Origin of the sequence: Streptococcus sp. 27098_8_113, from assembly GCF_041432545.1 — a bacterium.
Classification (GTDB): domain Bacteria; phylum Bacillota; class Bacilli; order Lactobacillales; family Streptococcaceae; genus Streptococcus.
This window is the reverse complement of record NZ_JAPVZU010000015.1, coordinates 1-23,501: the sequence shown is the minus strand read 5'-3', so window position 1 is coordinate 23,501 and position 23,501 is coordinate 1. Positions and strand designations below refer to the sequence as shown.

Annotated in this window: 19 protein-coding genes and 1 pseudogene; 17 read left to right on the top strand and 3 right to left on the bottom strand. The window is 42.9% G+C overall.

The annotated features are described in order from the left end of the window. The first annotated feature begins 30 nt into the window (after positions 1 to 30). Positions 31 to 411 carry a PH domain-containing protein gene (locus tag O3644_RS08580; protein ID WP_048764500.1) on the top strand — a complete coding sequence of 127 codons (381 nt, stop codon included), beginning with the start codon at positions 31 to 33 and terminating at the stop codon, positions 409 to 411. Between the two features lie 100 nt (positions 412 to 511). Here the strand turns inward: O3644_RS08580 and O3644_RS08575 are convergent, their stop codons facing one another. Beyond that, complete coding sequence (locus tag O3644_RS08575; RefSeq protein WP_048764502.1) at positions 512 to 979, bottom strand: hypothetical protein; 468 nt, start codon at positions 977 to 979, stop codon at positions 512 to 514. Positions 980 to 1,131: 152 nt separating this feature from the next. Continuing rightward, complete coding sequence (locus O3644_RS08570; protein ID WP_048764504.1) at positions 1,132 to 1,674, bottom strand: hypothetical protein; 543 nt, start codon at positions 1,672 to 1,674, stop codon at positions 1,132 to 1,134. A gap of 167 nt (positions 1,675 to 1,841) precedes the next feature. Between O3644_RS08570 and O3644_RS08565 the strand changes: the two genes are divergently transcribed. The 4 genes from O3644_RS08565 to O3644_RS08550 all read left to right on the top strand — a co-directional run bounded on the left by O3644_RS08565 (position 1,842) and on the right by O3644_RS08550 (position 7,992). Continuing rightward, a complete protein-coding gene (locus O3644_RS08565; protein WP_371595497.1) occupies positions 1,842 to 6,230 on the top strand; it encodes a PolC-type DNA polymerase III in 4,389 nt (1,462 codons plus the stop codon). Between the two features lie 22 nt (positions 6,231 to 6,252). Continuing rightward, positions 6,253 to 6,405, top strand: coding sequence for a hypothetical protein (locus O3644_RS08560; protein WP_000778898.1), 153 nt, complete (start codon positions 6,253 to 6,255; stop codon positions 6,403 to 6,405). A 21-nt stretch (positions 6,406 to 6,426) separates the two neighbouring features. Continuing rightward, positions 6,427 to 7,668, top strand: a complete 1,242-nt coding sequence (locus O3644_RS08555; protein WP_371595496.1) for an aminopeptidase — start codon at positions 6,427 to 6,429, stop codon at positions 7,666 to 7,668. A 93-nt stretch (positions 7,669 to 7,761) separates the two neighbouring features. Continuing rightward, entirely contained in the window at positions 7,762 to 7,992 is a 231-nt protein-coding gene (locus O3644_RS08550) for a GlsB/YeaQ/YmgE family stress response membrane protein (protein WP_125383345.1), read from the top strand. Between the two features lie 66 nt (positions 7,993 to 8,058). Here the strand turns inward: O3644_RS08550 and def are convergent, their stop codons facing one another. Beyond that, complete coding sequence (def, locus tag O3644_RS08545; protein WP_005591873.1) at positions 8,059 to 8,691, bottom strand: peptide deformylase; 633 nt, start codon at positions 8,689 to 8,691, stop codon at positions 8,059 to 8,061. A gap of 194 nt (positions 8,692 to 8,885) precedes the next feature. On the opposite strand from def, the gene O3644_RS08540 reads away from it, so the two are divergent. The 12 genes and pseudogenes from O3644_RS08540 to O3644_RS08485 form a co-directional block, all read left to right on the top strand. Then, positions 8,886 to 10,037, top strand: a complete 1,152-nt coding sequence (locus O3644_RS08540; RefSeq protein ID WP_371595495.1) for an MFS transporter — start codon at positions 8,886 to 8,888, stop codon at positions 10,035 to 10,037. An 8-nt stretch (positions 10,038 to 10,045) separates the two neighbouring features. After that, entirely contained in the window at positions 10,046 to 10,774 is a 729-nt protein-coding gene (locus tag O3644_RS08535; RefSeq protein WP_371595494.1) for a pseudouridine synthase, read from the top strand. A gap of 114 nt (positions 10,775 to 10,888) precedes the next feature. Continuing rightward, positions 10,889 to 11,383 carry a DUF536 domain-containing protein gene (locus O3644_RS08530; RefSeq protein ID WP_005591876.1) on the top strand — a complete coding sequence of 165 codons (495 nt, stop codon included), beginning with the start codon at positions 10,889 to 10,891 and terminating at the stop codon, positions 11,381 to 11,383. Positions 11,384 to 11,539: 156 nt separating this feature from the next. Beyond that, positions 11,540 to 13,294: a glycerophosphoryl diester phosphodiesterase membrane domain-containing protein gene (locus tag O3644_RS08525; protein WP_371595493.1), complete on the top strand. Its 1,755-nt coding sequence runs from the start codon at positions 11,540 to 11,542 to the stop codon at positions 13,292 to 13,294. 140 nt (positions 13,295 to 13,434) lie between these two features. Next, positions 13,435 to 15,411 (top strand): peptide ABC transporter substrate-binding protein, encoded by a 1,977-nt coding sequence (locus tag O3644_RS08520; protein ID WP_048764522.1) that lies wholly within the window; start codon positions 13,435 to 13,437, stop codon positions 15,409 to 15,411. A 65-nt stretch (positions 15,412 to 15,476) separates the two neighbouring features. After that, entirely contained in the window at positions 15,477 to 16,973 is a 1,497-nt protein-coding gene (locus O3644_RS08515; RefSeq protein ID WP_371595492.1) for an ABC transporter permease, read from the top strand. Beyond that, entirely contained in the window at positions 16,973 to 17,899 is a 927-nt protein-coding gene (oppC, locus tag O3644_RS08510; protein WP_371595491.1) for an oligopeptide ABC transporter permease OppC, read from the top strand. The genes O3644_RS08515 and oppC overlap by 1 nt, the downstream gene beginning before the upstream one ends. A gap of 8 nt (positions 17,900 to 17,907) precedes the next feature. Next, positions 17,908 to 18,975 (top strand): ABC transporter ATP-binding protein, encoded by a 1,068-nt coding sequence (locus O3644_RS08505; protein ID WP_125388163.1) that lies wholly within the window; start codon positions 17,908 to 17,910, stop codon positions 18,973 to 18,975. A 10-nt stretch (positions 18,976 to 18,985) separates the two neighbouring features. Next, a complete protein-coding gene (locus tag O3644_RS08500) occupies positions 18,986 to 19,912 on the top strand; it encodes an ATP-binding cassette domain-containing protein (RefSeq protein WP_125383367.1) in 927 nt (308 codons plus the stop codon). A 259-nt stretch (positions 19,913 to 20,171) separates the two neighbouring features. Next, positions 20,172 to 22,361: a PTS transporter subunit IIBC gene (locus tag O3644_RS08495; RefSeq protein WP_048764532.1), complete on the top strand. Its 2,190-nt coding sequence runs from the start codon at positions 20,172 to 20,174 to the stop codon at positions 22,359 to 22,361. Between the two features lie 17 nt (positions 22,362 to 22,378). Next, entirely contained in the window at positions 22,379 to 23,194 is an 816-nt protein-coding gene (locus tag O3644_RS08490) for an endonuclease/exonuclease/phosphatase family protein (RefSeq protein ID WP_371595490.1), read from the top strand. Between the two features lie 221 nt (positions 23,195 to 23,415). After that, a pseudogene (locus O3644_RS08485) lies at positions 23,416 to 23,501 on the top strand (transporter); the annotation flags it as partial.

The window sequence follows — 23,501 nt, the reverse complement described above, 5'->3', positions numbered from 1 at the left end:
AGTAGGGAAAATGGATTGGAGGATCGAAACATGGGATTATTCAGTGGTTTATTGGGCAATGCCTCTCAGAAGGATATTGAAAAAACAGAAAGAGAATTGGAGAATATTCTGACGCTAGCAGAAAATGTGGAGTTGGCTTTCAGCCTCATTCGTGACTTGATTGTCTTTACAGATAAGCGTTTGATCTTGGTGGACAAGCAGGGAGTGACAGGCAAGAAAACGGCTTATAAGTCTTATCCTTATCGATCCATTTCTCGCTTTTCAGTGGAAACGGCTGGCCACTTTGACCTAGACGCTGAGCTGAAAATCTGGGTTTCGAGTGCTGAGGAACCAGCCGAAACCTTAACTTTCCGAAGTGATAAAAGTGTCATTGCTATCCAAAAAGCGCTGGCAGAAGCAGTATTGAGATAAAAAGCGGTTTCAACCGCTTTTTTTGCAAACAAAAACTAACCATAGCTTTTTAGCTCGGTTAGTTCATAAATAGAGATTGACGGTCTGGAATACTTTCTATCTAGTTGTCTTCACTAGGGAAAGATTCACCAAAATGCAGCTCAGAGTATGGAGTTTCAAAATGACCTCCGTCATAAGTTACCTTGACTGAAGTTATTCCAAAGTCAACGATTATTGGTTTTGCAGCAGTTATAAAGACATAGTGATTAGCGTTTTGTTTTATATCATAGACTTTTACTGCTCCGTAAATGGAATCGGAAGAATAGATATCTCCATTTTTAGTCGATTTGCTTATTTCAATGGTCTTCTTAGTAGGAGAGTAGGATAAATTATAGGCTTCTTTTTTTCCGATGCCTTGTGTAATAAAAGTTTCGTTGTCATCACTTTTAGCTTGAAAGTGAATAAAATTTTTATCAAAACTTTGCTGAGCGTTGTTCATGACGAGAAATGCATTTACTCCCCATGCAGCTAAGCCCAAAATAAGAAGAGAAGCGATACCAATAAAAACAGTTTTTTTAGTTAAGCGCATAAAAACTCCTTGAAAATCATGCTATTGGAGAAATGAAAGCCAATAGCTTGCTCTAAAAAATATTCCCTAAGTTTTTTCTTGCTGGCGAACTAAGGACTTGGCTAGCAAGACAGGATAGTTTCTAAAGTGAAAGAAATCAGTCAGAAAAGATTTCATTCTTCTGTGAATCCTTGAGATAGCAGAAAAGCAAAGAAATCTTCGGGCTTTTCCTTAATCTTTTTGAATAGGTTATCTTTAGTTGTTTCCCCTAAAGCAGCCATGACTTGTTGTTCTTTTGCTTTGCTGAGATCAAAGTGGGCAACTTGTGCAACGGTTTTTTTGTCCTCTGAAACTTTGACTTCAAGTGTGACTCCATCTAACTTGCTGAATTTATCATAAATGTCACCAGTTTTTAATTCTTCTTGATAAATGTTGATGATTTCTTCAGGACTCTTACTTTGCTCGTCCTCTTGAGTCGGTTTCGTAGCCATAAAATCGAAGGCTCGAATCCTATCTTTTTGATAATAAGCGACAATTTTATTATTGTATCCGTTAGGCATGTTGTAAGCAAAAGTCTTGGTTTTTACTTTCTCTTCTTTTTTTGGCTTGCTTTGGCTCTGACTTTGGTTGGGTTTGTTTTCGTGCTTAGTTTGCTTAGGCATGCTGCAGGCAGTCAAAGCCAGCAGACAGGCGCTAGCTAGTAAAATTTTCTTCACAGTTAAGACTCCTTTTGATAAATGTTTTTTCTATTATATCATAACTTAGTTTTAATATAAGAAAATATATAAATATATAGGCACAACCAACTTTGCCCTACTCTTTTTCTATCGAAAAAAGTGCTGATTTATGGTAAAATAGGGTCACTACTGTACGAGGAAATGTCATGTCAAACAAGTTTGAAATTTTAATGCATCAGCTGGATATGCCACTGGAAATGAGAAATTCAGAGGCCTTTTTGAATGCAGAAATTGAGAAGGTTCTGGTCCATAAGGTCAGTCGGGTCTGGGAGTTTCATTTTTCTTTTGCGAATATCCTGCCCATTGAGATTTTTCGGGAATTACAGAAGCGCTTAGCACAAGAGTTTTCAAAGACAGGCAATAAAGCTATTTTTGAAATTCACTGTCAGGCTCCCCAAGTGTCGGATGAGCTCTTGCAGGCTTATTACCAGCTGGCCTTTGAGGAGGGGCCTTGTGCCAGCCATGGCTTTAAGAGTCTGTATCAGGATTTACAGGTTCATTTGGATGGGGACAAGCTGCTGATTGAGGGGGCTTCGACTATTGATACGGAGCATTTTCGTAAGAATCACCTGCCAAATCTCAGTCGCCAGTTGGTAAAATACGGCTTTCCTCAGTTGACCTGCCAGGTTCAGCACAGCGATGAGCTGACCCAGCAGCAAGCGGAGAATTTCCAAGCAGAGAATGACAAGATTGTCCAGGCGGCCAATGAAGAAGCACTAAAAGCCATGGAATCCCTGCAGCAGATGGCGCCACCGCCAGAGGAAAAGCCAGTCTATGACTTCCAAGCTCGCAAGGCTGCGGTTAAACCAAATCTGGACAAGGCAGAGATTACTCCTATGATCGAAGTTCAGACTGAGGAAAACCGTCTGGTCTTCGAGGGAATGGTCTTTGACTTAGAGCAGAAGGTCACGCGGACCGGCCGGGTCTTGCTCAATTTCAAGATGACAGACTATACTTCTAGCTTTTCCTTACAGAAATGGATGAAAAACGAAGAAGAAGCCAAGAAGTTTGACATGATTAAAAAAGGCGCCTGGCTGCGCGTGCGGGGAAATGTGGAGATGAACAATTTCACCCGCGATCTGACGATGAATGTGCAGGATGTGCAGGAAGTTACCCACTACGAGCGCAAGGACCTCATGCCTGAGGGGCAGAAGCGGGTTGAATTTCACGCCCATACCAATATGTCTACGATGGACGCCCTGCCTGAGGTAGAGGAAATCGTTGCAACGGCAGCCAAGTGGGGCCACAAGGCTGTCGCCATTACTGACCATGGCAATGTGCAAAGCTTTCCCCATGGTTACAAGGCTGCAAAGAAAGCTGGTATCCAGCTGATTTACGGCATGGAGGCCAATATTGTAGAAGACAGGGTGCCCATCGTCTACAATGAAGTGGACATGGAGCTGAGTGATGCGACCTATGTAGTCTTTGACGTGGAAACAACAGGGCTTTCAGCGGTCTACAATGACTTGATTCAAGTTGCGGCCAGCAAGATGCACAAGGGCAATATCATCGCTGAGTTTGATGAGTTTATCAATCCTGGGCATCCTCTGTCGGCCTTTACGACGGACTTGACCGGGATTACAGATGAGCATGTCCGCAATGCAAAGCCACTTGAGCAAGTGCTGAAAGAGTTTCAGGAATTTTGCCAGGACAGTGTCCTCGTTGCCCATAATGCTACCTTTGACGTGGGCTTTATGAATGTCAACTATGAGCGTCATGGCCTGCCGAAAATTACCCAGCCGGTCATTGACACGCTGGAATTTGCCCGCAATCTCTATCCAGAGTACAAGCGTCATGGTTTGGGGCCTTTGACCAAGCGTTTCCAGATTGCTCTGGAGCATCATCACATGGCCAACTATGACGCGGAAGCGACAGGCCGCCTTCTCTTTATCTTTATCAAGGATGTGGCTGAGAAGCATGGTGTGACTAATCTTAAGGATTTGAATACGGATCTGGTCGATGAGAATTCTTACAAGAAAGCTCGGGTCAAACATGCGACCATTTATGTGAAAAATCAGACGGGGCTCAAGAATATTTTCAAGTTAGTCAGTCTGTCCAATACCAAGTATTTTGAAGGCGTCCCACGGATTCCACGGACCGTGCTGGATGCCCATCGTGAAGGCCTGATTCTGGGATCAGCCTGTTCAGAAGGCGAAGTCTATGACGCCGTTGTCTCTCAGGGGGTGGATGCGGCTGTCGAAGTAGCCAAGTATTATGACTTTATCGAGGTTATGCCGCCGGCTATCTATGAGCCACTGATTGCCAAGGAGCAGATCAAGGACCAGGAAGAACTGCAGACCATAATTCGCAATCTGATTGAGGTCGGAGATCGCTTGGGCAAGCCTGTCCTTGCGACGGGGAACGTCCACTATATCGAGCCGGAAGAAGAGATCTACCGTGAGATTATCGTACGGAGTCTCGGTCAGGGAGCTATGATTAACCGGACCATTGGTCACGGTGAAAATGCCCAGCCGGCTCCGCTTCCTAAGGCTCACTTCCGAACCACCAATGAGATGCTGGACGAATTTGCATTCTTGGGTGAGGAGTTGGCTAAGAAGCTAGTCATCACCAATCCGAATCAGCTGGCGGAGACCTTTGAGCCGGTCGAGGTAGTCAAGGGCGACCTCTATACGCCTTTCATTGAAAAGGCCGAGGAGACAGTTGCCGAGCTGACCTATCAAAAGGCCTTTGAGATTTATGGCAATCCGCTGCCAGATATCGTGGACTTGCGGATCGAAAAAGAGCTGACTTCTATCTTGGGGAATGGTTTTGCCGTGATTTATCTGGCTTCGCAGATGTTGGTGCAACGCTCCAACGAGCGTGGCTATTTGGTAGGTTCACGGGGGTCTGTCGGATCCAGCTTTGTTGCGACCATGATTGGGATTACCGAAGTTAATCCTCTGTCACCCCACTATGTCTGTGGCAAATGCCAATACAGCGAGTTTATCACGGATGGATCTTATGGTTCTGGCTTTGATATGCCGGATAAGGACTGTCCAGAGTGTGGTCACAAGCTGAGCAAGAATGGTCAGGATATTCCTTTTGAGACCTTCCTTGGATTTGACGGGGACAAGGTGCCCGATATTGACTTGAACTTCTCCGGAGAGGATCAGCCGAGCGCCCACTTGGACGTGCGGGACATCTTTGGTGAGGAGTATGCCTTTCGGGCTGGAACCGTTGGAACCGTTGCGGCTAAGACGGCTTATGGCTTTGTCAAAGGCTACGAGCGCGACTACGGGAAGTTCTACCGGGACGCCGAAGTTGAGCGGCTGGCGCAGGGAGCTGCTGGAGTTAAGCGGACGACTGGACAACACCCGGGCGGAATCGTTGTAATCCCTAACTACATGGATGTTTATGACTTTACACCGGTCCAATATCCAGCTGACGATGTGACGGCCGAGTGGCAGACCACCCACTTCAACTTCCATGATATTGATGAAAATGTTCTCAAGCTAGACGTTCTGGGACACGATGATCCGACCATGATTCGGAAGCTTCAGGACTTGTCTGGCATTGATCCAAATGACATTCCTATGGATGATGCTGGCGTCATGGCTCTCTTTTCTGGGACAGATATTCTGGGTGTGACTGAGGAGCAAATCGGCACGCCGACTGGTATGCTGGGAATTCCGGAGTTTGGAACCAATTTTGTACGGGGCATGGTTGACGAGACCCATCCGACCACCTTTGCTGAGCTCTTACAGCTATCTGGTCTCTCTCATGGTACGGACGTTTGGCTGGGTAATGCTCAGGACTTGATCAAGCAAGGGATTGCTGACTTGTCCACCGTTATCGGCTGTCGGGACGACATCATGGTTTACCTCATGCACAAAGGCTTGGATCCTAAGATGGCCTTTACGATCATGGAGCGCGTGCGGAAGGGCCTTTGGCTGAAGATTTCTGAAGAAGAGCGCAATGGCTACATCGCAGCTATGAAGGAAAACAATGTGCCAGAATGGTACATCGAGTCCTGTGGAAAGATCAAGTACATGTTTCCCAAGGCCCATGCGGCAGCCTATGTTATGATGGCCCTGCGGGTGGCCTATTTCAAGGTGCATCATCCGATTTATTACTACTGTGCCTACTTCTCTATCCGGGCTAAAGCCTTTGATATCAAGACTATGAGTGGTGGCCTTGATGCCGTCAAACGCCGGATGAGCGAAATCGCTGAAAAGCGCAAGAACAACGAAGCTTCCAATGTAGAAATTGACCTTTATACGACTCTGGAAATCGTCAATGAAATGCTGGAGCGGGGCTTCAAATTCGGCAAGCTAGACCTCTACAAGAGCCATGCGACCGAATTTCTCATCGAAGGAGATACCCTTATCCCGCCTTTCTCTACCATGGACGGTCTGGGTGATAACGTTGCCCGCCAATTAGTTAGAGCGCGGGAAGAAGGTGAATTCCTTTCTAAGACGGAGCTCCGCAAGCGTGGCGGTCTCTCTAGCACCCTAGTCGAAAAAATGGACGACATGGGCATCCTGGGCAATATGCCCGAGGATAACCAGTTGAGTTTGTTTGATGAGTTTTTCTAAAATAATATAGAAAGAGGTTTTTATGAAACTTACCATTTCCGCTCAGGATAAGCCTGCGCAAAAGGTGTTTGATTACCAGCTGGATCTTGATCCAGATACAATTTTGAAAATGACCGCTTTGATTTGCGGTACGGTGGCAGCGGTTAGCCTGCTATCCCTGTTTAAAGAGAAGTAACAAAAGAAAAGGAGAAGCAGCATGGTTCTGCCAAATTTTAAAGAAAACTTAGAAAAATACGCTAAACTATTGGTTGCCAATGGTATTAATGTGCAGCTGGGTCACACGGTGGCGCTCAATATTGATGTGGAGCAGCGTGAGCTGGCACATTTGATTGTCAAGGAGGCCTATGCTCTAGGTGCGCATGAGGTTATCGTCCAGTGGACAGATGATGTCATCAACCGTGAGAAATTCCTCCACGCGCCGATGGAGCGTTTGGACAATGTGCCAGAATACAAGATTGCTGAGATGAACTATCTCTTGGAGAACAAGGCCAGCCGTCTTGGTGTCCGTTCTTCTGACCCAGGTGCCTTGAACGGAGTGGACGCTGACAAGCTTTCAGCTTCTGCTAAAGCGATGGGACTTGCTATGAAGCCAATGCGCATCGCAACTCAATCCAACAAGGTTAGCTGGACAGTAGCGGCCGCTGCTGGACTTGAGTGGGCTAAAAAAGTCTTTCCAAATGCTGCAAGCGATGAAGAAGCAGTCGATCTCCTTTGGGACCAAATCTTCAAAACTTGCCGTGTTTACGAAGAAGACCCCGTGAAGGCTTGGGAAGAACACGCTGCTATCCTTAAGAGCAAGGCAGAAATGCTCAATAGAGAGCAATTTTCAGCCCTTCACTACACAGCGCCAGGAACAGATTTGACACTTGGTTTGCCAAAGAACCACGTTTGGGAATCAGCTGGTGCTGTCAATGCACAGGGCGAAGGATTCTTGCCAAATATGCCGACAGAGGAAGTCTTTACTGCGCCTGACTTCCGTCGTGCAGATGGCTATGTCACTTCTACAAAACCGCTTAGCTATAACGGAAATATCATCGAAGGCATTAAAGTAACCTTTAAAGACGGACAAATCGTAGACATCACTGCCGAGAAGGGTGATCAGGTCATGAAAGACCTTGTCTTTGAAAATGCTGGTGCGCGTGCCTTGGGTGAATGTGCCTTGGTACCAGATCCAAGCCCGATTTCTCAGTCAGGTATTACCTTCTTTAACACCCTTTTCGATGAAAATGCTTCTAACCACTTGGCTATCGGTGCAGCTTATGCAACTAGCGTCGTTGGTGGAGCAGAGATGAGCGAAGAAGAGCTTGAAGCTGCGGGCCTCAACCGTTCAGATGTTCACGTGGACTTTATGATTGGCTCTAACCAGATGAATATTGAAGGTATTCGTGAAGATGGTAGCCGTGTGCCAATCTTCCGCAATGGAGACTGGGCAATCTAAGATTTTAAGTTGTTTTGATGGGCACTTTTAATCGGGCAGCTCCCACCTGCTTCTTGAAAAGTATTCTTAGAAACATAGAAAGAAGGATCCTATATGATTGGTAGTATGTTTGTCGGTTTTATTATTGGTCTCATGGCTGGGGCTATTACCAGCCGCGGGGAGCGTATGGGCTGTATCGGAAAAATCCTCTTGGGCTGGTTTGGTTCATGGCTTGGGCAATTGCTTTTTGGCCACTGGGGACCGATGCTAGCGGACACAGCCATTCTTCCCTCAGTCTTGGGTGCTGTGATCCTCTTGGCTCTTTTCTGGGAACGAGGAACCTAGAATAGTGTAAAAGAAATACCTAGACGTGAAAACGTCTAGGTATTTTTGATTGCAATATATGGTCGTTTATTCCAGTACCAGCATGCCATCTTTCACTGCAAATGGGTCTTTTTCATTGATACGGTCGTAAAACATGATGCCGTTGATATGGTCAATCTCGTGTTGAACCACGATAGAATTGTAGCCTTTGAGTTTGATGCGGTGTTTTTGACCGTCCTTGTCAAAGTAATCCACGGTCACTCGTGCATGACGCACAACATAGCCTGGTACCTCTCGGTCAACGGATAGGCAGCCTTCTCCATCAGCCAGAGCAGCATCTTGCACAGAGTGGGCAACAACTTTAGGATTGTACATGACCTGAGCTAGGGAGTAGGCTTCTTTAGGCGGATTTCCTTCTTCGTCCTCCAGATTTGGCACTAGCACAGCGATAATCCGCTTAGAAATATCCAGCTGAGGCGCTGCTAGACCAACTCCGCCACGGAGCCCCATTTTTTCAGCCATGACAGGATCTTGAGAATGTTTCAGAAACTGCATCATTTTCTCACCTAAAATGATTTCCTGATCAGATAGGGGAAAGCTGACTTCCTCAGCCACTGCGCGCAAGGTAGGATTTCCCTCGCGAATAATATCGCTCATATCGATCAAATGAGCTGCTTTGGTTAATTTGTCCATAACCGATTTTTTTTCACTAACAGACATGATTCTCTCCTTTTTCTTTCTTTCATCATAACACAAATCCTGCCAGAAATAAAGAAAGGGTTTGTCCTTTTGTCAGAGGAGAAATTTTTCGAAAGAATACTCTTTTTAATGGCTGAATTTTTAAGAAAAGATGATTGCGTCTTTTTCTAAAAAGCTGTATGATAGAATGAGTGTGATTTTTAAAGGAAAATAGAATGAAAAAGTTTATGGAAAAAGTGAGTATTCTCTCACTTTCTTTGGTGTTAACGACCTCCTTTTCGATTTCCAGTGCCCAATCGGCTATGTTTGCTTATTATAAAGACTTGCCAGAAAGCTGGATAGAATTGCTGGTTTCTTTGCCATCGGCTGGGATTATGCTCATGCTAGTTTTAAATGGCTTAGTGGAGAAATATTTATCGGAACGAAAGATGATTGTGACAGGGCTCTTGATTTTCGCTCTTTGCGGCTTTGTTCCTCTCGTGAATAAGGAATATTGGGTGATTTTTGCCTCGCGCCTGATCTTTGGTATGGGAGTTGGTTTGCTCAATGCTAAGGCCATTTCGATTATCAGCGAACGTTATGAGGGCAAGGAACGGATTCAGACCTTAGGTCTGCGTGGATCGGCTGAGGTTGTCGGGACAGCCCTCTTGACGCTTGGAGTAAGCCAGTTGCTTCGCTTTGGCTGGGAAATTTCTTTCTTGGTCTATGCGTCGGGGTTGATCGTTCTAGCCCTATATCTGCTCTTTGTGCCTTATGGCAAGGAGGAAAAGCATCATGAGGCTCATCAGGGAGGCAAGGGCTTGACAGTTGCACAGTGGTTTTTGACAATCGGCCTAGCCCTGGTAGCAGCAGTGATTGTCTTGACGAATGTGGTCATTAACGTGCGCGTGCCAGGACTGGTTGAAAAGTCTGGTATGGGCAGTGTTCAGACGGCAGGCTTGATTCTTTCAAGCATGCAGTTGATTGGTATTGCCGCAGGCTTGTCTTTTGCACCTCTTCTTCATTATTTCAAGGAAAATTTATTGACGGTTGCAGGAGTGGCCTTTGGCCTTACTGCGATCATGATTGGTTTAGTACCCAATCTCTTGCTCTTGAGTGTGGTTACCGTCGCTTCTGGCTTTGTTTATAGTGTCAGTCTGACAGCGATTTTCCATATTCTTTCAGAGAGAATCCCTAGCAAATCCTTGAATCAAGCAACTTCGATTGTGATTTTAGGCTGTAGTGCCGGAGCGACTGCTACAACCTTTTTCTTGTCTTTGATTAGTCAATTTTCAAGCCAAGCTTCCTTTATTTTTGGCGTTTTGGGAAGTCTGATGGTTTTAATGGCAGTGCTGGCGTTTGGGATTCTCAAGAAAAAGTCTGCTTAGGAGAAGATATGCGTCTGGATAAATTTTTAGTGGAAAGTGGACTTGGCTCGCGCAGTCAAGTCAAGCAACTATTGAAAAAAGGTCAAGTCTGGGTCAATGGGACAGCGGTCACGTCGGCCAAGACACAGATTGATGAGCGGTCGGATCAGATTGTGGTGAATGGTCAGACCTTGGTTTATGAAAAATTTGTCTACTATCTCTTAAATAAACCTAAGGGTGTCATTTCCGCGACTGAAGATGACCGCCATAAAACCGTTTTAGATTTATTAGACGATACTGCCCGCCAAAAAGAAGTCTTTCCTGTGGGGCGGTTAGATGTGGATACGCATGGCCTTCTGCTTTTGACCAATAATGGTCAGCTATCGCATGCTATGCTGTCTCCCAAGCGCCATGTAGCTAAGGTTTATCAGGCCCAGGTTGCCGGTCTGATGGATCAGGCAGATGTTGAGCGTTTTGCTCAAGGAATCGAACTCAAAGATTTCACTTGTCAGCCTGCCCAGCTCGAAATTATCGAAAGAAATGAAGGAGCACAGACCAGTCTGGTTCGTATCACGCTCTCAGAAGGTAAGTTTCATCAGGTGAAGCGAATGGTTCTAGCTTGTGGGAAGGAAGTCACCGACCTTCAGCGTTTGTCTATGGGACCTCTGCAGCTAGATCCAAGTCTGGAACTGGGGCAATGGCGACGCTTGACTAAAGAAGAAATGCAGAGCTTGGAAATTTTTCAAGTTGAACTATAGAAAGCTAGGAAAGTGGAGCAATGTATTGCTTCACTTTTTTGCTTTATTTGACAGTTAAGCCTTGATATGATAAGATTTAGGTAACTATATCTAGAAAAAGTTTCAGAGGAAATTATGGCAATTGAAAAGACAGTCAGCGAGCTGGCCGAGATTTTAGGAGTCAGCCGTCAGGCAATCAATAATCGTGTAAAGGCTCTGCCGCCAGAAGATACAGAAAAAAATGAAAAAGGGGTCACAGTCGTGACCCGCAGTGGCCTGATTAAGCTAGAAGAAATTTATAAAAAGACCATTTTTGAAGATGAGCCAGTCAGCGAAGAAGTCAAACAGCGCGAGTTGATGGAAATCTTAGTGGATGAAAAAAATGCTGAGATTTTGCGCCTTTATGAGCAACTCAAGGCTAAAGATAACCAGCTGGCTAAGAAAGACGAACAACTCCGTGTCAAGGACGTGCAGATTGCTGAAAAAGATAAGCAGCTAGACCAGCAGCAGCAGTTGACAGCCAAGGCTATGAGCGAGCGGGAAACCCTTCTTTTGGAGCTGGATGAAGCCAAGGAGAAGGTGCAAAAGCAGGAAAATAAAGGATTTTTCGCCCGTTTATTTGGTAAATAAGAAAGAAAATCTCAGTTGAAAAGCTGGGATTTATTTTTCAAAGAAAGAGTAGAGATAAGGCGGATAAACTGCCAAACGCAGATTTTCAGGAGCCATTCAGTCTTCGTTACAGTTTGCCTTTCCCTTTTTCGCACAAATTTCTGAAAGAAGAATAAGATGAAACCCGAAAAACTTAGCTTTAAGCGCTTTTATCATAATTTAGACAAGATCCTAGTTCTCTTTTTCATGATCTTTATGATGATGGAGTATGCTTGGATTCCCTTTAATTCCTACGCAGCAGAATACCTGCTCAAACAGACAGGATATCTTTTTTTGTCTTACAACAATGTCTGGGCAGTCCTCAGCTCTAATTGGCTGGTCGGTCTAGGTTTTCTAGTCCTCGTTGTGGTCAATCTCTTTGTAGCCTATTTCCAGAGCGGCATGATTTTCATGGGGATTCGCAACCTTTTGGATAAAGAAAATCGACCAGTATTCGCTTTTCTTGGAAAAACATTTACGGATAGTTTTGCTATTGTCAAGAAGGCTGGCCCAGGGAAAATGCTCTTTATCGTACTTTATATGGGCTTTCTTTTTCCTTTTTTGCGTCAAATTTTGAAAATTTACTATCTCAATAAAATTTTGGTTCCGGATTTTATTGTCACCTATTTGGCAAATAATATTGTGTTCGCTGTTTTCATGGGACTTCTTGTGGTTGGCATGCTTCTAGTGGCAGTGCGACTAATGTTTGCCCTACCACAGCTCTTTTTTGAGCACGCAACAGTTCCTCAGGCAATTCGCTTTAGTCTGGCTAAGACTAAGAACCGCCTTTTCTTTTACACTAGGCATCTTTTTTGGATTATTATCAAAAGCTTTCTGCTTTATACTTTTCTCTCAGCTCCAGCTATACTGGGACAGCGATACGCGAGCACTCAACCAAATGAGGTTGTCCTCTTTAGCGGTATTGTAGCTTTTGTCCTGATTAAGTTTGCCTACTATGCTATGTTGTCCTATTTCCTTCTCAAATTTGTCTCCTTCCTGACAGATCGTACCTTAAATGACTATCCAACGAAAAGAGGCCTGTCTCTAATGCGTTGGTTTGTTCTGACTATTGCCAGCTCAAGCTTCGCATTAGAAGGCTATGTCTATCTAAATTTCCCTTTGGAGAACGTTCCGATTACGATTTCCCATAGAGGGGTTTCAAGGGAAAATGGAATCCAAAATACCGTAGAAGCGCTAGAAAAAACAGCCTTGCTCAAGCCTGACCTAGTAGAAATGGATGTGCAGGAAACCAAGGATGGGCAATTTGTCATGATGCATGATGCAAACCTGAAGCAGTTGGCAGGTCTTGATGTCCAACCTCAAGACTTAACCTTGGCCGAATTAACTTCACTAGAGATTTCAGAAAATGGCTATCGGGCTAAGATTTCTAGCTTTGATGATTACTTTACTCGTGCCAATCAACTCGGCCAGCGCCTCTTGATAGAAATCAAGACCAGCAAGAAAGACTCCAAGAATATGATGGAGCGATTCTTGAGCAAGTATGGTGCCAAAATCAAGGTTTATCAACACCAGATTCAGTCTTTGGACTACCAAGTCATCGATCAGGTTGTCAAATATGACTCCTCTATCCCCAGTTTCTTTATCCTGCCTTATAATACAATCTTTCCACGAACTAAGGCTTCTGGCTACACCATGGAGTATTCAACCTTGGATGAAAATTTTGTCAATAAACTCTGGCAATCCGACAAACGTCTCTATGACTGGACCATTAATGATGAGGATAGTATCGTCAAATCTTTTCGCTTAGGAGTGGATGGGATGATTACAGATGATTTGGAGTTAGTTCAAAGTTCCATTAAAGAACTCAAGGATGATCCGGACTATACTACCCTTCTATTAAATAAGTCTATAGACTTGCTAAGTTTTTCTTAGAATAGCAGTGGAAAATGAACACGAGTAATAGAGTAGAGTTATTGCATGTCTACCATAATATTCAGAAAATTTAGTTTACTTTTTTACTTTCTTGTGCTATAATCCTAAGTAAATCTAAAAAACAAAATTGGAGAATTCGTATGAAAAAAAGCAAAGTATTAGCTTTAGCTGGGGTTAGCCTTCTTTCAGTAGGCGTTTTAGCTGCTTGTTCTGGTTCATCAAAAGGAAACAGCGCAGCAAAAGCTTATAACTATGTCTATGTTGCTGACCCAGAAACATTGGATTATGTGACATCTGGTAAAGCTTCAACAGTTGACCTCGTGACAAACGGTGTAGACGGTTTGTTGGAAAATGACCAATATGGTAATTTTGTACCGTCTATTGCAGAGTCTTGGACTGTTTCTAAAGATGGTTTGACTTATACCTATAAAATTCGTAAAGATGCTAAATGGTATACTTCAGAAGGTGAAGAATACGGCGATGTGACAGCTCAGGACTTCGTGACTGGTCTCAAGCATGCTGCCGACAAGAAATCTGAAGCTCTATACCTTGTTCAACAATCTGTAAAAGGCTTGGATGACTATGTGACTGGTAAGACAACTGACTTCTCTACTGTCGGTGTCAAAGCAGTTGATGACCACACTCTCCAATATACTCTGAACCAACCTGAACCACAGTGGAATTCAAAGACAACTTCACAAGTTCTTTGGCCAGTTAACGCAGATTTCCTTAAGAAACAAGGGGACAAATTCGGTCAATCTACTGACCCATCTTCTATCCTTTACAATGGACCATTCTTGATGAAGTCTATCACTGCTAAGTCTGCTGTTGAGTATCAAAAGAATGAAAACTACTGGGATAAAGAAAATGTCCATATTGACACAATTAAGTTGTCTTACTTTGATGGACAAGACCAAGATGCCCTTGCTCGTAACTTTAAAGACGGCGCTTACACAGTAGCTCGTCTCTACCCTACAAGCTCAAACTATGCTGGAGTAGAAAAAGACTTTAAAGACAACATCTACTTTACTGCACCAGCTGCTACTGTAAATGTGATGAGTATCAACCTTGACCGCCAAGGTTACAATCACACAAGTAAAACAACAGATGCCCAAAAGTCTGCTACTAAGAAAGCGATTCTGAACAAAGACTTCCGTCAAGCCTTGAACTTTGCTATCGACCGTAAGTCTTATTCAGCACAAGTTAATGGTGAAGAAGGTGCTCCTTACGCTGTTCGCAATACTTTTGTACCGCCAACCTTTGTTCAAGCCGGTGATAAGTCTTTTGGCGATCTAGTCGAAGAAAAAGTGGCTACATTGGGCGACGAATGGAAAGGTGTTAAACTTGAGGATGGTCAAGACGGACTCTATAATGCTGAGAAGGCAAAAGCAGAGTTTGCAAAAGCAAAAGCAGCCTTACAAGCAGAGGGAGTTGAATTCCCAATCCATCTAGATCTTCCAGTTTCTCAAACATCGAAACCATTGATCAACCGTGCTCAATCCCTTAAGCAATCTGTTGAAAAGGCTTTGGGATCTGAAAATGTGGTGGTAGATATCCAACAAATGTCAGAAGATGATCTCTTCAATATTACTTACTACGCACCAAATGCTGCCGCTGAAGATTGGGATATTTCAATCCTCGTTAGCTGGGGTCCTGACTATCAAGATCCATCAACATACACAGACATTCTGAAAACTTCAGCAGCTGAAACAACAAAAACCTACCTTGGCTTTGAAGGAGCAGATAATGCTGCAGCTAAGCAAGTTGGTTTAGATGAATATGACCGCTTGGTAGATGAAGCTGGTAAAGAAACTTCAGATGTTGCTACTCGTTACGAAAAATATGCAGCGGCTCAAGCTTGGTTAACAGATAACTCTATTATTGTTCCATTGATGGCAAACCAAGGAGCAGCACCATTTATCTCACGTATCGAGCCATTCTCAGGCGCTTATGCTCAAACTGGTAATAAGACAAGTTCTACTTACTTCAAACGTATTAAAGTGAAAGATGAAGTAGTAACGAAGAAAGACTACGAAGCAGCTCGTAAGAAATGGCTGAAAGAAAAAGAAGAGTCAAATGCGAAAGCACAAAAAGATCTCGAAAGTCATGTAGAATAAATCGTTCACTAGAACTTTCTCTAATAACGAGAGAAAGTTCTTTTGAAATTTAAAGGAAACGATAAATGAAGAAATACATTTTTATGCGTATTTTACGCTCAATTGTGTCGATTTTCTTGGTAACGACCTTGACCTATACCATTATTTATACAATGGTTCCGAGAAGATTGATTTTCAAACAAGACCCGAACTATAATAAGATAGCCACAACCGAAGATAAAAAGACAAACTATGAAAATACAGTCTATGAGCGGATGGGTTATATTGACTATTATGATACAAAAGAGTTGCAGGAAAAAGCCAAGAAGGAAAATAAATCTGTGACTACTGAGGCAACCGATGAGAATAAAAAGATCTACGAAGCCTATGTTGAAAAACTTGGCAAAGGTTGGAAATTGTATCAATTCAAAGAAAGCAAAGAATTCTATGCTGTTCGTGAAGTTCCAGTTTACGAGCGTGTACTTGAGTTCTATGCTAATCTGATTCAGATTGATCATCCAAATGTGATTCAAGATGAGGAAAATCCAGATCTTAAGCGCTATATCCGTATCGAAAATGACCCTGCCATTGGTTGGTCAGTCGTAGGTTCTGGTACTCGTCATAAATATCTTCTATATTTTAATGGCCAATTCCCATTTGTTCACCAAAACTTTGTTAGTTTGAACCTAGGAAATTCTTATCCTACTTATGCGAATACGCCTGTATTGCAAGTTATTTCGCAAGGACAAGGTCAAACAAAATCATCAGAAGTTCAATTCCCAACAGGTAAGAAAACTTCTGCTGTAGATATTTACTCTCGTACCTACAAGACTCCAAGTAAGGCAGACTCTCAAGATATTGCTAAATATGGCAAGGGAGATGCTTACACTGCAACCAAGAATAACTATCAAAACCCATCGATGATTGTCAGTTCATCTATTATTGGTCTGATTGGTGTGGCGCTTTCTTATTTGATTGCTGTTCCGCTTGGTTCTTATATGGCTCGTTTGAAAAATACATGGTTTGATAGTATTTCAACAGGTGCCTTGACCTTTATGATGTCATTGCCAACCATCGCTCTTGTTTATATTGTTCGTTTGGCTGGTTCAGCTGTTGGACTTCCAGATTCCTTCCCAATTTTGGGAGCAGGCGACTGGCGTTCCTATGTTTTGCCATCTCTGATTCTTGGACTTTTGAGCGCACCTGTGACAGCTGTCTGGATTCGTCGTTATATGATTGACTTACAATCCCAAGACTTTGTTCGCTTTGCTCGTGCCAAAGGTCTTTCTGAGAAAGAAATTTCGAACAAGCACATTTTCAAGAATGCGATGGTGCCGTTGGTATCTAGTATTCCAACTTCTATCGTTGGTGTTATTGCAGGTGCGACCCTGACAGAAACTGTTTTTGCCTTTCCTGGTATGGGTAAAATGCTGATTGATTCTGTTAAGTCATCAAATAACTCAATGGTGGTTGGTCTTGTATTTATTTTCACCTGTCTTTCAATTTTTGCCCTCTTAGTTGGTGATATCTTGATGACAATGCTTGATCCACGTATTAAATTAACATCTAAAGGAGGTAAATAATGGCTACAATTGATAAAAGTAAATTCCAATTTGTCAAACGTGACGATTTTGCCTCTGAAACGATTGATGCTCCAGCTTATTCATACTGGCGCTCTGTTATGCGTCAATTCTTGAAAAAGAAATCAACGACGATCATGTTAGGAATTCTGGTTGCCATCGTTTTGATGAGTTTCATTTATCCCATGTTCTCGAAATTTGATTTCAATGATGTCAGCAAGGTAAATGACTTTAGTATGCGTTATATCAAACCAAACGCTGAACACTGGTTTGGTACAGACAGTAATGGTAAATCTTTGTTTGATGGTGTTTGGTTTGGTGCGCGGAATTCTATCTTGATTTCCATTATTGCAACACTCATTAACCTGATTATCGGAATTATTATTGGTGCACTCTGGGGAATTTCCAAGTCAGTTGACCGTGTCATGATAGAAGTCTACAATATTATTTCAAATATTCCTTCCCTCTTGATTGTCATTGTCCTGACCTACTCTATTGGTGCCGGTTTCTGGAACTTAATCTTCGCTATGACTATCACTGGCTGGGTCGGGATTGCTTATACAATTCGTATTCAGATTTTGCGTTACCGTGATTTGGAGTATAATCTGGCATCACGTACCTTGGGAACACCGACGTATAAGATTGTGACCAAGAATATCATGCCTCAGTTGGTATCTGTTATTGTGACGACAACTTCTCAAATGCTTCCAAACTTTATCTCTTACGAGGCTTTCCTGTCCTTCTTTGGACTTGGTCTTCCTGTAACAGTACCAAGTTTGGGACGCTTGATTTCCGACTATTCACAAAACGTAACTACCAACGCTTACCTTTTCTGGATTCCATTGACAACCTTGATCTTGGTATCCCTGTCCTTCTTCGTAGTTGGTCAAAACTTAGCCGATGCAAGTGATCCACGGACACATAGATAGGAGTAAATATGACAAAAAATAAAAATGTAATATTGACTGCTCGCGATATTGTCGTGGAATTTGACGTTCGTGACAGAGTATTGACTGCCATTCGAGGCGTTTCCCTTGACCTAGTTGAAGGTGAAGTTCTAGCTCTGGTTGGAGAATCTGGCTCTGGTAAATCTGTTTTGACAAAAACATTTACTGGAATGTTGGAAGAAAATGGCCGTGTAGCTCAAGGAACGATTGATTACCGAGGAACTGATTTGACGGCCCTAAAGAGCAATAAGGACTGGGAACCCATTCGTGGTGCTAAAATTGCGACTATTTTCCAAGATCCGATGACTAGTCTAGATCCGATTAATACAATCGGAAGTCAAATTACCGAAGTAATCGTCAAACACCAAGGAAAAACAAGTAAAGAAGCCAAAGAAATGGCAATTGACTACATGACAAAAGTAGGAATTCCAGACGCTGAAAAACGTTTTGAAGAGTATCCCTTCCAATATTCTGGTGGGATGCGCCAACGGATTGTTATCGCGATCGCCTTAGCTTGTCGTCCAGATATTCTGATCTGTGATGAGCCAACAACGGCCCTCGATGTGACGATTCAAGCCCAAATTATTGACTTGCTCAAGTCATTACAGGCAGAATACCATTTCACAACTGTCTTTATCACCCACGACCTTGGTGTTGTAGCAAGTATTGCTGATAAAGTGGCGGTTATGTATGCTGGCGAAATCGTTGAATATGGAACAGTTGAAGAAATCTTCTACGATCCAAAGCATCCGTATACATGGAGCCTGCTGTCTAGCTTGCCGCAGCTAGCTGAAGCAAATGGTGAACTCTACTCGATTCCAGGTACACCACCATCGCTATATACTAGCATTAAAGGGGATGCTTTTGCGCTTCGTTCGGACTATGCAATGGCTATCGATTTCGAAGAAAAAGCTCCTGCCTTTCAGGTTTCCGATACGCACTGGGCTAAGACTTGGCTCTTGCACGAAGATGCACCGAGAGTTGAGAAGCCAGCTATTATCGAAAATCTTCATGATAAAATTCGTTCAAAAATGGGCTTCAATCACTTAGAAGCTTAGGAGGAAGGAAATGACTGAAAAATTAGTTGAAATTAAAGATTTAGAAATTTCCTTCGGCGAAGGAAGTAAGAAATTTGTAGCTGTAAAAAATGCAAATTTCTTTATCAATAAAGGAGAAACTTTTTCCCTAGTAGGTGAATCTGGTTCTGGTAAGACAACTATCGGCCGTGCTATCATTGGCTTGAACGATACCAGTGCAGGGGACATCTTATACGAAGGTAAAAAGATCAACGGGAAGCAATCTAAAGCTGATGAGGCTGAATTGATTCGTAAGATTCAGATGATTTTCCAAGACCCAGCTGCCAGCTTGAATGAGCGTGCGACGGTTGACTATATTATTTCAGAAGGTCTTTATAACTATCATCTTTTTGAAAATGAAGAAGACCGTCAGCAAAAAGTTAAGAATATCATTCGTGAAGTTGGTCTCTTGGCTGAACATTTGACACGCTATCCTCACGAATTTTCTGGTGGTCAACGTCAGCGGATTGGGATTGCTCGTGCCTTGGTGATGGAGCCAGATTTCGTCATTGCGGATGAGCCAATCTCTGCCTTGGACGTATCTGTTCGTGCGCAAGTCTTGAACCTTTTGAAAAAATTCCAAAAAGAACTTGGCTTGACCTATCTCTTTATCGCCCATGACCTATCGGTAGTTCGCTTTATTTCAGATCGAATCGCTGTTATTTATAAAGGGGTTATCGTCGAGGTGGCAGAGACAGAAGAGTTGTTTAACAACCCAATCCACCCGTATACGCAGTCCCTTTTGTCTGCTGTGCCGATTCCAGACCCAATTCTGGAGCGCAAAAAGGTATTAAAGGTTTACGATCCAGAGCAGCATGACTACTCAGTGGATCAACCTAGCATGGTTGAGATCCGGCCTGGCCACTATGTCTGGGCTAATCAGGCAGAAGCTGACCGCTATAAAAAAGAATATAAATAAAAAAGAAGCTGTAGAAGCATGGAATTGAATGTTTCACAGCTTTTTTATTGTTCTTTCAGCAAATTTGCGGAAAGATAGCGCAATCGATTGCACACAGAAAAATCACTCTTTTCTAGCTATTATTCTACAAAATATAGGAAAAATGCAAAAATATTTTATATAAAAGCCTTTACAAAATAAAAAATAGTGGTATAATAATACTATACAATGCAAACGATTTCATCAAGGGGTGGTTTGTGTAAAATATAAGGAGGTCTGGATGATGAAAGATTCATTCAAAAACATTTTTAGCTTTGAATTTTGGCAAAAATTCGGTAAAGCTTTGATGGTGGTTATTGCGGTTATGCCCGCAGCAGGTTTGATGATCAGTATTGGTAAGTCAATTCCGATGATCAACCCTGAACTAGGTTTTCTAGTGACTACTGGTGGCGTTTTAGAACAAATTGGTTGGGGGATTATCGGAAACCTGCATATCCTCTTTGCTCTCGCTATTGGAGGTAGCTGGGCGAAAGAACGTGCTGGTGGTGCCTTTGCGGCAGGTTTATCCTTCATTTTGATTAACCGTATCACTGGGGTTATGTTCGGTGTATCAGGCGATATGCTGAAAGATCCTAAAGCAGTGGTTAGCACTCTCTTAGGAGGAAGCATCAAGGTTTCTGATTACTTTATCAGTGTCCTTGAGTCTCCTGCTTTGAATATGGGGGTTTTCGTCGGAATTATCGCTGGTTTTGTCGGAGCAACAGCTTATAACAAATACTACAACTTCCGTAAATTGCCAGATGCTTTGTCATTCTTCAATGGTAAGCGTTTTGTACCGTTCGTTGTTATCTTGCGTTCAGTAATTGTAGCAATTGTTTTGTCATTTGTATGGCCAGTCGTTCAAACAGGTATCAACAACTTTGGTATTTGGATTGCTAACTCACAAGATACTGCTCCAATCTTGGCACCGTTCTTGTACGGTACTTTGGAACGTCTCTTGCTTCCATTCGGTTTGCACCACATGTTGACGATCCCAATGAACTACACACAACTTGGTGGTACTTATGAAGTATTGACTGGTGCTGCTAAAGGTACTCAAGTATTTGGTCAAGATCCACTCTGGTTGGCTTGGGTAAATGACTTGGTTGGTACTAAGACAGCTGATCCTACTGCTTACCAAAACTTGCTTGATACAGTTCACCCAGCTCGTTTCAAAGTTGGACAAATGATCGGTTCATTTGGTATCCTTATGGGTGTTGCCGCAGCTATTTACCGCAATGTTGATGCTGACAAGAAACATCAATACAAAGGTATGATGATTGCGACTGCTTTGGCAACCTTCTTGACAGGGGTTACTGAACCAATCGAATACATGTTCATGTTCGTGGCAACTCCACTTTACTTGATTTACTCATTTGTACAAGGTGCTGCCTTTGCTATGGCGGACATTGTTAACCTTCGTGTGCACTCATTCGGGTCTATCGAATTCTTGACTCGTACTCCAATGGCTATCAATGCTGGTTTGGGTATGGATATCATTAACTTTATCTGGGTAACAGTTCTCTTTGCAGTAATCATGTACTTCATTGCGAACTTTATGATTCAAAAATTCAACTATGCAACTCCAGGACGTAACGGTAACTATGAAACAGCTGAAGGTTCAGAAACTGCTTCATCAGAACAAGCTGGTGCAAAAGTAGCTGCTTCTTCTCAAGCAGTGAATATCATTAATTTGCTAGGTGGCCGTGCTAATATCGTTGATGTTGATGCATGTATGACTCGTCTCCGTGTAACTGTTAAGGACGCAACAAAAGTTGGTTCTGAAGAAGAATGGAAAGCTGAAGGCGCTATGGGCTTGGTTATGAAAGGTCAAGGCGTTCAAGCAATCTACGGACCAAAAGCTGACGTTCTTAAATCTGATATTCAAGACTTGTTGGATTCAGGAGAAGTGATTCCTGAAACTTTGCCAAGTCAAAAAGCTGAGTCTGCAGCTGCAACAGTTAGCTACAAAGGCGTAACAGAAGCAATCGAAACAGTTGCTGAAGGTGAAGTTATCAAGTTGGAAGATGTGAAAGATCCAGTTTTCTCACAAAAAATGATGGGTGACGGATTTGCAGTTGAACCAGCAAATGGCAAAATCTACTCTCCAGTAGCTGGTAAAGTGACAAGCGTCTTCCCTACAAAACATGCTCTTGGTCTCTTGACTGAAGCTGGTCTTGAAGTTCTTGTTCATATCGGTTTGGATACTGTTAGCCTTGAAGGCAAACCTTTTGAAGTACATGTAGCAGAAGGTCAAACTGTTGCTGCAGGTGATCTATTGGTAACGGCAGATTTGGCGGCTATTAAAGAAGCAGGTCGTGAAACAACCACTATCGTTGTCTTCACAAATGCTCCAGCAATCAAATCAGTAGCAGTTGAGAAATTCGGTAAAGTCGCTCCTAAGACAGTTGTGGCTAAAGTAGAATTGTAAGATAGAAAAGAGAAATCATGGCAAAATTCCTGACTTTAAATACTCATAGTTGGATGGAAGAAGAGCAAGAAAGCAAGCTAAATCAGCTAGCAGAGCGGATTCTTCAAGAAAAATATGATGTCATTTGCCTGCAGGAAGTCAATCAATTAGTGGAGTCTGAACAGGTTGTTCAGGCTCCCTTCTATTATGCGGTAGATGGCGCCATTCCGATTCACCAGGACCACTATGCCCTGCGTCTGGTTGAGAAACTAGCTGAGGCAGGTCTGGACTATTACTGGTCTTGGGCTTATAACCATATTGGGTTTGATATTTATAATGAAGGGGTTGCAATTCTGTCCAGAAAGCCCCTGAAGGCAAGAGAACTCTTGGTGTCTGATGTCAATGATCCAAGTGACTACCATACGCGTAAAGTCTTACTGGCAGAAACAGAGCTTGATGGTCAACTCATCACGGTTGCTTCTTGTCACTTGTCTTGGTGGGATAAAGGTTTCCAAGGAGAGTGGGCAAAGTTTGAATCTGAGCTTTTGCAAGCTGAGACTCCGCTAGTTCTCATGGGTGATTTTAACAATCCCGTTGATTACGAAGGCTATCAGCACATTATCCAAAGTCCGCTTGCTCTTCAGGATAGCCACAAGGTGGCCGATCAAACGATTGGAGCAGCAACGGTTGAAGGTGATATTGCTGGATGGGCAGGAAACAAAGACGCTCTAAAAATTGATTATATCTTTACAAGTAAAGATTTCAATATTGAAACATCTGCTGTTGTGTTTGATGGTCAACGTGGTCCAGTCGTTAGTGACCATTTTGGCTTGGAAGCTCAAGTCCATTTCTAAGTTTATCTGAACAATAGAAATAAACTAAAAATCGCTTTAAATGTTTGTTTTGCTTAAACAGCATTTGAAGCGATTTTTTGCTTTTTAGAGGAAAAGTGCAGAGAAGTCTAGAACCAAGAAGTTCTGCTGGTTAAGATAGGATAATCTTGCTATTTCATGCCTCAGACGGAGGTTTTTTTGCTTAATTTTGTTACAATAGACATGTAAGGAAGGGAATAGCTATGTGGAAAGTTCAATTATTCATCTTTGTTGAAGCGATTCTATTATCAATGGCGCTGGTTACCATGCTGGCTGCCGATTTTTCGCG

Excerpts from the sequence above, each read along its gene's own strand:
- O3644_RS08580 (WP_048764500.1), top strand. The coding sequence starts at position 31 with ATGGGATTATTCAGTGGTTTATTGGGCAATGCCTCTCAGAAGGATATT.
- O3644_RS08575 (WP_048764502.1), bottom strand. The coding sequence starts at position 979 with ATGCGCTTAACTAAAAAAACTGTTTTTATTGGTATCGCTTCTCTTCTT.
- O3644_RS08565 (WP_371595497.1), top strand. The coding sequence starts at position 1,842 with ATGTCAAACAAGTTTGAAATTTTAATGCATCAGCTGGATATGCCACTG.
- O3644_RS08560 (WP_000778898.1), top strand. The coding sequence starts at position 6,253 with ATGAAACTTACCATTTCCGCTCAGGATAAGCCTGCGCAAAAGGTGTTT.
- O3644_RS08555 (WP_371595496.1), top strand. The coding sequence starts at position 6,427 with ATGGTTCTGCCAAATTTTAAAGAAAACTTAGAAAAATACGCTAAACTA.
- O3644_RS08550 (WP_125383345.1), top strand. The coding sequence starts at position 7,762 with ATGATTGGTAGTATGTTTGTCGGTTTTATTATTGGTCTCATGGCTGGG.
- def (WP_005591873.1), bottom strand. The coding sequence starts at position 8,691 with ATGTCTGTTAGTGAAAAAAAATCGGTTATGGACAAATTAACCAAAGCA.
- O3644_RS08540 (WP_371595495.1), top strand. The coding sequence starts at position 8,886 with ATGAAAAAGTTTATGGAAAAAGTGAGTATTCTCTCACTTTCTTTGGTG.
- O3644_RS08535 (WP_371595494.1), top strand. The coding sequence starts at position 10,046 with ATGCGTCTGGATAAATTTTTAGTGGAAAGTGGACTTGGCTCGCGCAGT.
- O3644_RS08530 (WP_005591876.1), top strand. The coding sequence starts at position 10,889 with ATGGCAATTGAAAAGACAGTCAGCGAGCTGGCCGAGATTTTAGGAGTC.
- O3644_RS08525 (WP_371595493.1), top strand. The coding sequence starts at position 11,540 with ATGAAACCCGAAAAACTTAGCTTTAAGCGCTTTTATCATAATTTAGAC.
- O3644_RS08520 (WP_048764522.1), top strand. The coding sequence starts at position 13,435 with ATGAAAAAAAGCAAAGTATTAGCTTTAGCTGGGGTTAGCCTTCTTTCA.
- O3644_RS08515 (WP_371595492.1), top strand. The coding sequence starts at position 15,477 with ATGAAGAAATACATTTTTATGCGTATTTTACGCTCAATTGTGTCGATT.
- oppC (WP_371595491.1), top strand. The coding sequence starts at position 16,973 with ATGGCTACAATTGATAAAAGTAAATTCCAATTTGTCAAACGTGACGAT.
- O3644_RS08505 (WP_125388163.1), top strand. The coding sequence starts at position 17,908 with ATGACAAAAAATAAAAATGTAATATTGACTGCTCGCGATATTGTCGTG.
- O3644_RS08500 (WP_125383367.1), top strand. The coding sequence starts at position 18,986 with ATGACTGAAAAATTAGTTGAAATTAAAGATTTAGAAATTTCCTTCGGC.
- O3644_RS08495 (WP_048764532.1), top strand. The coding sequence starts at position 20,172 with ATGATGAAAGATTCATTCAAAAACATTTTTAGCTTTGAATTTTGGCAA.
- O3644_RS08490 (WP_371595490.1), top strand. The coding sequence starts at position 22,379 with ATGGCAAAATTCCTGACTTTAAATACTCATAGTTGGATGGAAGAAGAG.